The organism is Psychrobacillus insolitus, from assembly GCF_003254155.1.
Taxonomy (GTDB): Bacteria; Bacillota; Bacilli; order Bacillales_A; family Planococcaceae; genus Psychrobacillus; species Psychrobacillus insolitus.
This window is the reverse complement of the sequence record NZ_QKZI01000014.1, coordinates 1-12,443: the sequence shown is the minus strand read 5'-3', so window position 1 is coordinate 12,443 and position 12,443 is coordinate 1. Positions and strand designations below refer to the sequence as shown.

Sequence of the window (12,443 nt, the reverse complement as noted above, 5' to 3'; positions counted from 1 at the left end):
TGTGATGTTTATGTGGAAATGGGAAACAGAGGAGAAACCAAAAGCGGTTGTTATCATCGTACATAGTGCATATGAGCATCATAGAAGATATGCTTGGTTAATCGAAAAACTAAGAAGTTCTAATTGTCATATAGTCATGGGTGATTTACCTGGGCATGGAGAACAAAAAAAATCGGAGAGCATTCATAATGAGCCATTCGACCATTATAAAGCCTATATTAACCAAGCCTTACAAGTTGCCGTATCTTATGATCTTCCAATATTCATCATGGGACATGGACTAGGTGCAACTTTATTAATGAAAGTAATGCGTAAATTAGAAATCGAATATGCAGGTGTTATACTTACTTCTCCTTGGCTACATTTGAAAAAGCTTCCGTCAAAATGGTCAAATGCATTAGCTAGAATTCCTGTTCAACAAAAGGTAAATCACGATATAGAATTAAAAGAATTGACTCGAAATTATGAAGTATACCAACAATTTGTAAATGACTCAGCCTATCAAACACTTGTAACGAATAGCTGGTATAAAGAATTACATATGCTAATGCGTTCTGTTTCACAGGCAACAGAGTCAGTACCAAATGTGCCAATCTTGTTAATGACTGCAGAGTTAGATAAAATAACAGATACAAAAGCTGCCGCAGATTGGCTTAAAAATCAAGAATTGTCCGAATATCAATTTAAAGAATGGAAAAATTGTTTCCATGATTTATTCCAAGAGCCAGAACGGGAAGAAATTTTTACCTATTCTCATTCTTTCATCAATAACGTACTCAGATCTATAGGCTATATTATATAAAAAAGAAGATTTCGGTTACGATGCCGAAATCTTCTTTTTAAATTCGTCATTGTAGTTGGTAGCTTCTCTAAGTGCTCTTTCTTCTAATGGGATTCGAACAGATAGCATCGCAAAATTTAATAAGGTAAAACAAATTGCCGTGAAATAAGCTTGAAACATAAGTGGTAGTAGTGCAATTTCTAAACAAACAATTAAATAGTTAGGATGTTTAAGAAATAAGTAGGGACCTTTTTTTACAACAGATGCACCAGGTAAAATTATTACCTTTGTATTCCAAAAGGAACCTAAAGAAAACAAACACCAAACTCGTAAAGTTTGAACGAACAGGAAGAGCATAAAAAGCAAAGGGAAAAAAGTTGAAGTAGTATTATTAAAAAATAATACTTCGACGATTAAAGAAATGAAAAAACTGACATGGAGCGCAATCATTATTGGATAATGTGATGAACCTACTTCATAGGCACCTTGTGCAAGCATCCTCTTTTCATTTCTTTTAGCAATTATGACTTCTATTAGTCTTTGGAGAATGACAAAAGAAATGATAGCAACAAACAGCATCTTAATCCCCCCATTGTAATAATAGAGCTTCCCCACAAAAACCAGGTCCAAGTGCTACAAGTAATCCATAATCCATAGCATTCGTTTCTTTTAGCATAAATTGTTCTAATACATAAAGGACTGTCGGAGAAGACATATTCCCATGTTGTTTTAATACATCGCGTGAAATTTGTGTCTGCTGAAAATCTATGTTTAATGTTTTTTCATATGCTTCAAGTACTTTTTTTCCACCTGGATGTGCAACGAAATTTACGAGCTGTTTTTGAGTTATATGTTGTTCAGTTAAAAATTCATCTATGAAAGGTCCTAACCAAGTTGAAATAATAGCTGGAATACTTTGTGAAAAAACAACATGTAATCCATTATTTTTCACATCCCAACCCATCACATCTTCTGAATTTGGCATCCATTTGGAAGCTGTATTTACAATATGTGGAACAGGCTTTTTAGATGAAATTTTGGCCTCATCTCCAGCCACTAAAACACAAGCTGCTCCGTCTGCAAAAAGGGATGCACCAATTAAATTACTTTTTGAATAATCATTCGGTTGAAAAGTTAAACTACATAATTCTACACAAACGACAAGTACTTTAGCCGAGGGATGAGCTTTACAATAATCGAATGCTCTACTAATACCAGCAGCTCCTCCAGCACAACCTAGTCCCCAAAGAGGAATACGCTTCATGCGGTCAGAAAAGGGAAGGTGATTCATAACTCGAGCATCAATGCTCGGAGTAGAGATACCGGAACTACTCACAAAAATAATGGCATCAATGTCATTAGGATCAATCGTTTGCTCTAAAAAAAGAATATTTTGAAGACATGCTTGAATAACTTCCACACTGTATTTGGTTGCTAGTTCTATATATAAATTATTTCTTTCTTCAAAACTATGATTGGTTTGATGCCACTCTAAAGGGACGCAGAAATAGCGAGTTTCAATATCGCCATTTTCAAATACTTTTAATAACCGGTCTAGTTGTGGAATTTTGTCTTGAAATAATTCTTTTGTTAATTGTTCAATGTTTTTTTGGTCTAGGCTATAGGGAGGGTTAAATGTACTTATAGAAGCTATTTTTGGCATGGAGATTCTCCTTTTACAGTGTAGTCTCTCCATGCCTTCTTTTTATATGCAAGAAAACGGAGGAGGAGTTACTTTGCCTTCATTTTTTCTAGTGCAATGATAAAAGGTGGGTTATTTTGTTGATTTAAAAATTGATAGGATAATACATGAACATAGGATTGTGGTAGTTGTTGAACGTAATGCATTAAGGACTCTTTTTCTTCTTTACCACCCTCGTGCCCATGATAAACAACTAAAACGATTAATCCCCCAATTTTCATCAAATTGAGCAAAGATTCAATTGCTTTAATAGTAGAAGTTCCTCTCGTGACGATTTCGTGATCACTTCCAGGAAGATAGCCTAAATTAAAAATAGCCGCAGCTACTTCTGTTTGTACATATTTAGAAATATGTTCATGTCCATCTAAAATAAGGGTGGTCCGCTTTGTTAGATTTTCTTTGTCTAAGTTTTCTGTTGTAGCTTGTATTGCTTCTTTTTGTACATCAAATCCGTACACATGTCCAGTTTCTCCAACAAGCCGAGCTAAAAAAACAGTATCATGACCATTTCCTGTTGTTGCATCTACTACAGTATCGCCAGCTTCGATTACATTTGTTAATAATTCTTTTGCGAATGGTAATACTCTTTTCAAGTTCATAATAAGATAGCCTTCTTTGTATAAAATTTACCTTGATAACTGTCTCTTCTTGCGAGTTCTGCATCTATTCCATTTAGGACATCCCATTTGTTCACGCTCCACATTGGACCAATCATCAAGTCAATTGGACCGTCTCCGGTGATTCGTTGTACAACCACTTTTGGAGGAATTACTTCTAGTTGATCGGCAACAAGTTGAATATATGCATCGCGCTCCATAAACTGAAGTTTGCCTTTTTCATATTGCTTCACCATTGGGGTTCCTTTTAATAAATGTAGTAAATGTATTTTAATCCCTTGGACATCCAGTTTCGCAACTTCTTTTGCAGTTTCCATCATCATGTCACGATCTTCTAGAGGTAGTCCGTTAATAATATGAGTGCAAATACGTATATCATGTTTTCTTAATTTATCCACACCTTCTATATAAGTTGGAAAGTCATGTGCACGATTGACTAGCTTTGCGGTTTTTTCATGAACTGTTTGCAGTCCTAATTCAATCCATAAATAAGTTCTTTGGTTTAGTTCGGCTAAATATTCAACTACATCATCTGGCAAACAGTCTGGTCTTGTTGCAATGGAAATTCCAACTACACCTTCAAGTGATAATGCGGCTTCAAATTTCTCTTTCAGTACTTCTATTGGAGCATGTGTGTTTGTATATGCTTGAAAATAAGCTATATATTTGCCTGTTTTCCATTTTTCATGCATTTTTAGTTTAATTTTTTCAAATTGTACAGGAATTGGATCTACTTTATCTCCAGCGAAATCACCACTTCCAGCGACACTACAAAACGTACAGCCACCAAAAGCAACTGTGCCATCTCTATTGGGACAATCAAATCCTGCATCAAGTGCAACTTTGAAAATTTTCATATCAAATTGATTACGTAAATATCGATTCCATGTATAATACCTTTTTCCATCAGACGGGAAAGGGAAATTATTTTCTTCCATGATCATTCACTCCTTACCTTTTACATATTATCACGACTTTGTTAAGTTTGTCCGAATCCTATTGAAGGGCATATTAAAATGGATTACAATATTCCAAGGCAAATTTAAATATGAGGTGTTTAGGATGCCAAAAGCAGTTTGGCTGTTAGTTTTTGGAATGTTTATCAACACGACAGGTAATTCATTTCTTTGGCCATTACATACGATTTATATACATGACTATTTGGGGAAATCTTTAACAATGGCAGGGTTTGTACTATTAATAAATTCTGCTACAGGTGTTGTTGGAAACTTACTAGGTGGCTATTTGTTTGATCGAATTGGTGGATATAGGTCGATATTATTTGGAATTGTTGTTTCTATTTTTGCGTTAATCTTATTAACAATTTGGCACGGATGGCCTATGTATATTTGGTTTGTCGCCCTGCTAGGTTTCAGTGGAGGAATTATTTTTCCAAGTATGTATGCGACAATGGGTAGTATTTGGCCTGAGGGAGGAAGAAAAGCATTTAATGCTATATATCTAGCTCAGAATTTAGGAGTTGCTATCGGACCAGCAATAGCGGGAATTGTAGCAGCTCGTAATATAAATCATATTTTTCTAGCGAATTTATTGGCATATCTTTTGTTCTTTATTATTGTCGTCATTTTTTATCGTAAAATTTCTGGATTTTCAAGTCACCAAACTTCTATTCGATCAGAACAAAAGAAAGTGAAACAAAAAGCTCCCTTTTATGCGATGATTATTGTGTCATTTGGCTATATGTTGACTTGGATTGTTTATATTCAGTGGACTTCTACAATTTCTACTTATATGTTGGACTTGGGAATCACTTTAAAACAATATAGTTTGTTATGGACGATAAATGGAGCGCTAATTATATTAGCACAACCTCTTATTACACCAATAATCAATCGTTTAGAACATAAAGTTAAAGTACAATTAGTTATAGGGGTCGTTATTTTCTTAGGCTCTTTTATTGCAGTTGCTTTTGCCCAAAGTTATGCCATGTTTATCACTGCGATGGTTATTTTAACAATTGGTGAAATATTTATGTGGCCAGCTGTCCCTACAATTGCAAATAAGTTAGCCCCAAAAGGAAGAGAAGGGTTTTATCAAGGAGTAGTAAATAGTATGGCGACAATTGGACGTATGATTGGACCGCTAGTCGGTGGTATTCTAGTAGGAGCATATGGAACACCGATGATGATTATTATCTTATCTAGTTTGATGTTCTTTGCTATTATTACGAGTTTACTCTATGATTTACCACTTAAAAGAGCTGAAAAAAGAGCACCGTTTGAATAATTTCATTCGGTGTTTTTATTTTTCATTCAAAAAGCAATTGCTTAATTTTCGGATTTTTGAGAATATTAAGAAGAACTTGTTTAAAAAAGAAGGGGATTGAGATAGATGAAACCAATTTACAGTACAGCTAGTGAAGCTGTAGCAGGGATACAAGATGGAATGACACTAATGGTAGGTGGATTTGGACTAGTGGGGATACCGGAACAACTGATACTAGCATTAGTAGAAAAAGGGGTTACAGATTTAATAGTCATTTCAAATAACTGTGGAGTCGATGATTGGGGTCTAGGATTATTACTAAAAAATAAACAAATTAAAAAAATGATTGGATCATATGTAGGAGAAAACAAAGAATTCGAACGCCAAGTACTTTCTGGTGAAATAGAAGTAGAATTGACACCTCAAGGAACACTGGCAGAAAAAATTCGTGCAGGAGGAGCAGGTATTCCAGCCTTCTTTACTCCAGCCGGTGTTGGGACAGTCGTTGCAGAAGGCAAAGAAACGCGTATTTATGATGGCAAAGAATACGTGTTAGAAGAGTCACTACGTGCAGATTTCACTTTAATTCGTGCTGCTAAAGCAGATAAATTTGGAAATCTTATTTACAATAAAACAGCGCAAAACTTTAATCCGATGATGGCAGCAGCAGGGAAGTTCACAATTGCTGAAGCAGAAGAAATAGTAGAAACAGGAGATTTAGATCCTGCACAAATTCATACACCAAGTATTTATGTACAAGGACTTTTACAAGCAACGCAAGAAAAAAGAATTGAAAAATTAACGATACGTTCGTAAGGAGGAAATTCAGTTGAATACACGCGAAAAAATTGCAAGAAGAGCAGAACAAGAAATTGAAAATGGAAATTACGTGAATTTAGGGATTGGAATTCCAACTTTAGTAGCGAATTTCATCTCTCCGAATAAGACAGTTGTTTTACAATCGGAAAATGGTTTGCTTGGAATTGGACCATATCCAACAGAACAAGAAGTGGATCCAGATCTTATAAATGCTGGGAAAGAAACAGTAACAACAATTCCTGGTTCATCATTCTTTTCAAGTGCAGAATCATTTGCGATGATACGCGGTGGCCATGTAGATGTTGCAATATTAGGAGCGATGGAAGTATCAGAAAAGGGAGACCTTGCAAACTGGATGATTCCAGGGAAGATGATTAAAGGAATGGGCGGTGCGATGGATTTAGTACATGGTGCCAAAAAAATTATCGTGATCATGGATCATTGTGCAAAAGATGGTTCTGCAAAGATTAAAAAAGAATGCTCACTTCCTTTGACGGGTAAAGGGGTAGTCAACAAAATTATTACTGAGCGTGCGACTATTGAAGTGACGCCTGATGGACTTGTGTTAAAAGAAGTATTTGAGGGCTTTACTTTGCAAGAAGTGATTGATTCAACTGAAGCTAAATTAAATATAGACAACGTAGAAGAGAATGTTTCAATTTAATACATTTCTTTTAAAAATCCGGGATGGATTTGTTCGTAGATAGAAGTATCATATTTAATAATTTTTCAGTCCATCGAGCTTAATGGCTGATCTTTTGGAGGTTAAGGTATGGTAAAAGATAAAGTACTATTCATCACTGGTGCCGCTCAAGGAATAGGATTTGAAATTGCAAAAGAATTTTATAAGGCTGGTGCAAAAGTAGTCTTAACAGATATTAATGAGGAAAAGGTAAAGAATGCTGCAGCCTCGTTAGGTACTGATGCAATTGGGATGAAATGTGATGTAACTAGCGAAAGTGACATCGTTCATTCTATTAATCAAACAGTAGAAAAGTTTGGACGTCTCGATATTTTAATAAATAATGCAGGTATGCAACATGTTGCCATGTTGGAAGATTTCCCAACAGAACGCTTCGAAATTTTAGTGAAAATTATGCTAACAGCTCCATTTATAACAACAAAGCATGTCCTTTCTCATATGCGGAAGCAAGGCTTTGGAAGAATCATTAACATGGCTTCCATTAATGGTTTAGTTGGCTTTGCTGGTAAAGCAGCTTATAATTCTGCAAAGCATGGTTTAATCGGCTTAACCAAAGTAGCCGCACTGGAAACTGCCGCAGATGGAATAACAGTAAATGCTGTTTGTCCTGGGTATGTAGATACTCCACTTGTACGCAATCAATTTCAGGATCTTGCAAATACGCGTAATGTACCATTAGAATCTGTTCTTGAAGAGGTAATATATCCCTTAGTTCCACAAAAACGTTTGTTAGATGTGAAGGAAATTGCAGATTTGACGTTGTTTTTAGCAAGTGATGCTGCAAAGGGTATGACAGGTCAAGCGGTAGTATTAGATGGTGGATATACGACTCAATAAAACTTGCTATTTCAACATGTTTCCTCTAAAATATGAACTAATAGCAAGACGTAGATAAGGAATAGTAAATAGACTGTATTTCTAAAGAGAGCTAACGATTGGTGAAAGTTAGTGAAATACATTATTGAACTCGCCTTTGAGTCTGTATAAGTGAAATGTTAGTTGTTTAGCTTATACCGTTTTCCGCGATAAGGAATCAAGTTGAGTGAGTTTTCACTAATTTGGGTGGTACCGCGTGAGTATAATAATCTCTCGTCCCTTAGTTTTTTAAGGGACGAGTTTTTTTATTATGTCTAGCGTAAGCAGCCTTGCTCCTGCGCAAAGCTCGTCGCAGAAGCACGTTGCCCTATGAGGTAGTAATTGTCACACAATGCATCAAATTTAGACAGTAATCCCGTTACATAGATTATTTATATTTTACATATTTAAAGGAGGACTTTTTATGAATTTCAATCATTTAACAATCGAGAAAAAATGGCAAAAGTATTGGGAAGAAAACAAAACATTTAAAACAGTAAATGACCCATCAAAAGAAAAATTTTATGCTTTAGATATGTTCCCATATCCATCTGGAGTAGGCTTACACGTAGGTCATCCGGAAGGTTACACTGCGACAGATATTTTGAGTCGATATAAAAGAATGCAAGGCTATAATGTACTTCATCCAATGGGCTGGGATGCTTTCGGACTTCCAGCAGAGCAGTATGCGCTAGATACTGGAAATGACCCAGCTGAATTTACAGCGAAAAACATTGCTACATTTAAACGTCAAATACAAGATTTAGGTTTCTCTTATGACTGGGACCGAGAAATTAATACAACGGATCCTTCTTATTACAAATGGACACAATGGATTTTTATCCAACTTTACAATAAAGGCCTAGCTTATGTTGATGAAGTAGCAGTTAACTGGTGCCCGGCACTTGGAACAGTTCTTGCAAATGAAGAAATTATCGATGGTAAATCAGAGCGTGGAGGACATCCAGTAGAACGTAAACCAATGCGTCAATGGGTGCTTCGTATTACAAACTATGCAGATCGTTTACTAGATGATTTAGAAGAATTGGATTGGCCAGAAAGTATTAAAGATATGCAACGCAACTGGATTGGTCGTTCTGAAGGTGCAGAGCTTATATTTAACATTGATGGTTCTTCTGAGTCATTCCGTGCATTTACAACACGTCCGGATACAATTTTTGGTGCGACATATGCAGTATTAGCTCCTGAACATGCACTGGTAGAAAAGATTGCAACAAAAGAGCAACTAGAAGCCGTTAAAGCGTATAAAGATGAAGTGAAATTAAAAAGTGATCTAGAACGTACGGATCTTGCAAAACATAAAACAGGTGTATTCACTGGTGCGTACGCGATCAATCCAGTAAGTGGAGAAAAAATGCCGATTTGGATTGCTGATTATGTACTTGCAACATATGGAACAGGCGCAATTATGGCAGTTCCAGCACATGATGAACGTGACTATGAATTTGCAAAACAATTCGATTTACCAATTGTAGAAGTAGTGTCTGGTGGAAATGTAGAAGAAGAAGCATATACAGCTGACGGAGTACTTGTTAATTCTGACTTCTTAAATGGTCTAAACAAAAAACAAGCAATTGCCAAAGCGATTGAGTGGTTTGAAGTAAATGGAACAGGTGAGAAGAAAATAACGTACCGTCTTCGTGACTGGTTATTTAGCCGCCAACGTTATTGGGGTGAGCCAATTCCAATAATCCATTGGGAAGATGGCACAATGACACCGGTAGAAGATGCTGATCTTCCACTAATTTTACCGAAAACAACGGATATCAAACCAAGTGGTACTGGTGAATCACCACTAGCGAACATCACAGAGTGGGTAAATATTGTAGATCCTGTAACAGGTAAAAAAGGACGTCGTGAAACGAATACAATGCCACAATGGGCAGGTAGCTGCTGGTATTACTTACGCTATATTGATCCGACAAATGATCAAGCTTTAGCAGATCCAGAACTTATTAAACGCTGGTTACCAGTAGATATTTATATTGGCGGGGCAGAGCACGCAGTACTTCACTTACTATATGCACGTTTCTGGCATAAAGTTTTATATGATATTGGCGTAGTACCGACGAAAGAACCTTTCCAAAAATTATTCAATCAAGGAATGATTTTAGGAGAAGGTAACGAAAAAATGTCAAAATCTAAAGGGAATGTTATTAACCCGGATGAAATCGTTAGCAGTCACGGAGCAGATACATTAAGAATGTATGAAATGTTCATGGGTCCTCTAGATGCATCTATTCCATGGTCAACAAACGGATTAGACGGTTCTCGTCGTTTCTTAGATCGTATATGGCGTTTATTCATGACGGATGAAGGGACTCTGAGCGAAAAAGTACAAACATCAAGTGATACAGCACTAGAAAAATCATATAACCAAACAGTGAAAAAAGTGACGGAAGACTATGAAGCACTTCGTTTCAATACAGCTATTTCACAAATGATGGTATTCATCAATGATGGATACAAAGCAGAGGTTCTTCCGAAAGAATATGTCGAAGGTTTCGTAAAACTTCTTTCACCATTAGCACCTCACTTGTCAGAAGAGCTTTGGGAAAAACTAGGTCATACAACAACAATTACGTATGAGGCATGGCCAACATTTGATGAAGCAAAATTAGTAGATGACGAAGTAGAAATTCCTGTTCAAATTAAAGGGAAAGTTCGTGTGAAGCTACTTGTTTCAAAAGATGCAACAAAAGAAGAATTAGAAGCATTAGCATTAGCTTCCGAACAAGTGCAACATTGGCTTGAAGGAAACGAAGTGAAGAAAATTATTGCAATACCAGGTAAGATGATAAATATTGTCATCTAACAAACATAAAAAAAGCTGCTCCATTCTCATTTCGAGAGTGGAGCAGCTTTTGGTTTAAGAATAAGTAAGTATAGCGATTTTATCGACTTTAAACGTGGTATGTACAAGTTTTCTCGAGCACTCGTCAAACGAACCTGCCAATAAAATAATCACCAACATCATAAATGCGCAAAACTCACATACGACATATTTTAAAATAAGTGCAAAAACAGGAGAAAAGTCTCTTTTGGCACTTATTTTCCGATAAGTCGTATAGCCATTTTTGCTATATTTTATAAAACATGATTTATAAATTAAATTAAATCAAAATATTACAGGTGTCAATCTAATCTCAGTACTTCGATTTCTTTCTCGTTTATTCTATTTCCATAAAATTTGTCCAAAGCGAACAATAAAGGTTCTTTGTCAAATGCAGTTAGTGAAGAATTTAGTTGCCTATAATTAATTTATTTGTCGCGGGACTGTCCAGAAAGTCGGGAAAACTGATTTTTTGCAAAGAAAGTATAAGAAATTCCTCGACTTCGAAAATAGGTTGTACGATTTTTGCTAGATCGCTCTGGACAGTACGAAAGACTTACGCTTTAACTTAAAAGAAAAATAGGAGCTGAAGAAAATGACTGCGTCACTTTCTTCAGCTCCTACTTTTTTTATCATTTAATCAGGTACCATAAGTTTCGTCCAAAGCGAACCATTAAAGTCCACATAGAAAAAGGACGCTTTAGAGATTTTCTAACCCGTTCAGTTGAGTGGTACAAAACTCAAATTAAACACATAAGTGGGCTGTTAATTGATATATAGCGATTTCCACTGAATTAGATACCCTTTTAACACAACTATTAGCAACTAAATTATCCAAGTAACAATGGTTATTGTTACTTGGAAAATCAATGCTAATTAGCTTGTTAATTGATATGTTAAAAAATATGTCAAAAAGTACGATTCAAGATTCATGTTATACTCTTGCACCCTATTAATGTGAATACTATTTGGAACGTTTTAAAAATGGCTGTATAGTATAAGGGAGATGTTAAATTTTGTCTTATTCAACTAACGCCGCAGGTTAGTTTAACAGTGTTGTTTAACTTATGTTCAACAATGGGGCCAGATTGTAGGAATCTATCTAATGAATGAGGTGATGATGATTTTTAAGATAGTAAATAAAACTGCTTTTAAAAGGGCTGTAGTTTTCTTTGTTATAGCAACGATAGTGACAGTATTGGGAACAGTAATAACTTACTTTGTCAATCCTGATTTAAAAGGAATAATGGAATCCTTCGGAAATAGTTCATCGGATCAATTGAAAGAATCTACAGGGATTAAAAAAGTATGGGCGTACATTGTGAATAATGGGTTCATGGTACCTTTGCAAATGTTTGTATTGGCTTTAATTCCTATACAGTTTCTTTATCTCATAAATGTAATATCAACTGCTCTTATCCCTGGTATTCTTTTTGGTGTTGTTTTGCAGATGGACTTTATAAAAGGCATTGAGATAATTGCGTCTACCATTCCTCATTATTTTGTTGAAATTTTTGCGTTTTGTTTATTTGCAGCAGCTCTATTTGAGTTAAATCGAGTCATTAGAGCAAAAGTTAGAAGTGTATTCAAAAAAGGTAAAGATCAGGTTCCTCTTGTTAAGAAAATCTTAGGCACAATAAAAATTTACGGAGTATTAATATTACCGATTATTATTGTAGCTGCATTTTTGGAGACTTACATAGCTGATATTATATTTAACCTGTTTCAGTAACAGGTTCGACAATCGGGCGCGATTGTTGAAGTAGCATCGCTGTTCTTATTAAACTAACTGGTGCGTTTCTACAATAAGTAGAGACGCTGTTTCACTAACGGGACATATATAGTTGAATAGTGTTGTTTAACTTGTGTTCAACAACCGTACCAGA

At 35.6% G+C, this 12,443-nt stretch carries 11 protein-coding genes and 1 other annotated feature; of the genes, 7 read left to right on the top strand and 4 right to left on the bottom strand.

Annotated features, from left to right (window positions below; all coding sequences use genetic code 11):
* Positions 1-10 precede the first annotated feature (10 nt).
* Positions 11-802, top strand: coding sequence for an alpha/beta hydrolase (locus tag C7437_RS15885; protein WP_111440989.1), 792 nt, complete (start codon positions 11-13; stop codon positions 800-802).
* 15 nt (positions 803-817) lie between these two features.
* Here C7437_RS15885 and C7437_RS15880 read toward each other — a convergent pair whose 3' ends face one another.
* From C7437_RS15880 to mnmL, 4 genes are all read right to left on the bottom strand, one after another.
* Complete coding sequence (locus tag C7437_RS15880; protein WP_111440988.1) at positions 818-1,360, bottom strand: isoprenylcysteine carboxyl methyltransferase family protein; 543 nt, start codon at positions 1,358-1,360, stop codon at positions 818-820.
* A gap of 1 nt (position 1,361) precedes the next feature.
* On the bottom strand, positions 1,362-2,444 hold the full coding sequence (locus C7437_RS15875) for a type III polyketide synthase (RefSeq protein ID WP_111440987.1): 1,083 nt from the start codon (positions 2,442-2,444) through the stop codon (positions 1,362-1,364).
* Positions 2,445-2,512: 68 nt separating this feature from the next.
* Positions 2,513-3,082: a tRNA 5-(aminomethyl)-2-thiouridylate-methyltransferase MnmM gene (gene mnmM / locus C7437_RS15870; protein WP_111440986.1), complete on the bottom strand. Its 570-nt coding sequence runs from the start codon at positions 3,080-3,082 to the stop codon at positions 2,513-2,515.
* A complete protein-coding gene (gene mnmL, locus C7437_RS15865; protein WP_111440985.1) occupies positions 3,079-4,038 on the bottom strand; it encodes a tRNA modification radical SAM protein MnmL/YtqA in 960 nt (319 codons plus the stop codon). The genes mnmM and mnmL overlap by 4 nt, the downstream gene beginning before the upstream one ends.
* Before the next feature lie 124 nt (positions 4,039-4,162).
* Between mnmL and C7437_RS15860 the strand changes: the two genes are divergently transcribed.
* The 6 genes from C7437_RS15860 (at position 4,163) to C7437_RS15835 (ending at position 12,289) form a co-directional block, all read left to right on the top strand.
* The gene (locus tag C7437_RS15860) at positions 4,163-5,347 is read left to right on the top strand and encodes an MDR family MFS transporter (RefSeq protein ID WP_245909320.1); all 1,185 of its coding nucleotides are present in this window, start codon (positions 4,163-4,165) and stop codon (positions 5,345-5,347) included.
* A 105-nt stretch (positions 5,348-5,452) separates the two neighbouring features.
* Entirely contained in the window at positions 5,453-6,142 is a 690-nt protein-coding gene (locus C7437_RS15855) for a CoA transferase subunit A (RefSeq protein WP_111440983.1), read from the top strand.
* A gap of 7 nt (positions 6,143-6,149) precedes the next feature.
* Positions 6,150-6,809, top strand: a complete 660-nt coding sequence (locus tag C7437_RS15850; RefSeq protein ID WP_111440982.1) for a 3-oxoacid CoA-transferase subunit B — start codon at positions 6,150-6,152, stop codon at positions 6,807-6,809.
* 108 nt (positions 6,810-6,917) lie between these two features.
* Positions 6,918-7,685: a 3-hydroxybutyrate dehydrogenase gene (locus tag C7437_RS15845; RefSeq protein WP_111440981.1), complete on the top strand. Its 768-nt coding sequence runs from the start codon at positions 6,918-6,920 to the stop codon at positions 7,683-7,685.
* A gap of 42 nt (positions 7,686-7,727) precedes the next feature.
* Positions 7,728-7,948 (top strand) — a binding site (T-box leader).
* 179 nt (positions 7,949-8,127) lie between these two features.
* Positions 8,128-10,539, top strand: coding sequence for a leucine--tRNA ligase (gene leuS, locus C7437_RS15840; RefSeq protein WP_111440980.1), 2,412 nt, complete (start codon positions 8,128-8,130; stop codon positions 10,537-10,539).
* A 1,123-nt stretch (positions 10,540-11,662) separates the two neighbouring features.
* Positions 11,663-12,289: a stage II sporulation protein M gene (locus C7437_RS15835; RefSeq protein ID WP_111440979.1), complete on the top strand. Its 627-nt coding sequence runs from the start codon at positions 11,663-11,665 to the stop codon at positions 12,287-12,289.
* The last annotated feature ends 154 nt before the right edge of the window (positions 12,290-12,443 follow it).

What these genes read in the sequence shown, in the direction of transcription:
- C7437_RS15885 (WP_111440989.1), top strand. Translation starts at nt 11, where the DNA reads ATGTGGAAATGGGAAACAGAGGAGAAACCAAAAGCGGTTGTTATCATC.
- C7437_RS15880 (WP_111440988.1), bottom strand. Translation starts at nt 1,360, where the DNA reads ATGCTGTTTGTTGCTATCATTTCTTTTGTCATTCTCCAAAGACTAATA.
- C7437_RS15875 (WP_111440987.1), bottom strand. Translation starts at nt 2,444, where the DNA reads ATGCCAAAAATAGCTTCTATAAGTACATTTAACCCTCCCTATAGCCTA.
- mnmM (WP_111440986.1), bottom strand. Translation starts at nt 3,082, where the DNA reads ATGAACTTGAAAAGAGTATTACCATTCGCAAAAGAATTATTAACAAAT.
- mnmL (WP_111440985.1), bottom strand. Translation starts at nt 4,038, where the DNA reads ATGGAAGAAAATAATTTCCCTTTCCCGTCTGATGGAAAAAGGTATTAT.
- C7437_RS15860 (WP_245909320.1), top strand. Translation starts at nt 4,163, where the DNA reads ATGCCAAAAGCAGTTTGGCTGTTAGTTTTTGGAATGTTTATCAACACG.
- C7437_RS15855 (WP_111440983.1), top strand. Translation starts at nt 5,453, where the DNA reads ATGAAACCAATTTACAGTACAGCTAGTGAAGCTGTAGCAGGGATACAA.
- C7437_RS15845 (WP_111440981.1), top strand. Translation starts at nt 6,918, where the DNA reads ATGGTAAAAGATAAAGTACTATTCATCACTGGTGCCGCTCAAGGAATA.
- leuS (WP_111440980.1), top strand. Translation starts at nt 8,128, where the DNA reads ATGAATTTCAATCATTTAACAATCGAGAAAAAATGGCAAAAGTATTGG.
- C7437_RS15835 (WP_111440979.1), top strand. Translation starts at nt 11,663, where the DNA reads ATGAATGAGGTGATGATGATTTTTAAGATAGTAAATAAAACTGCTTTT.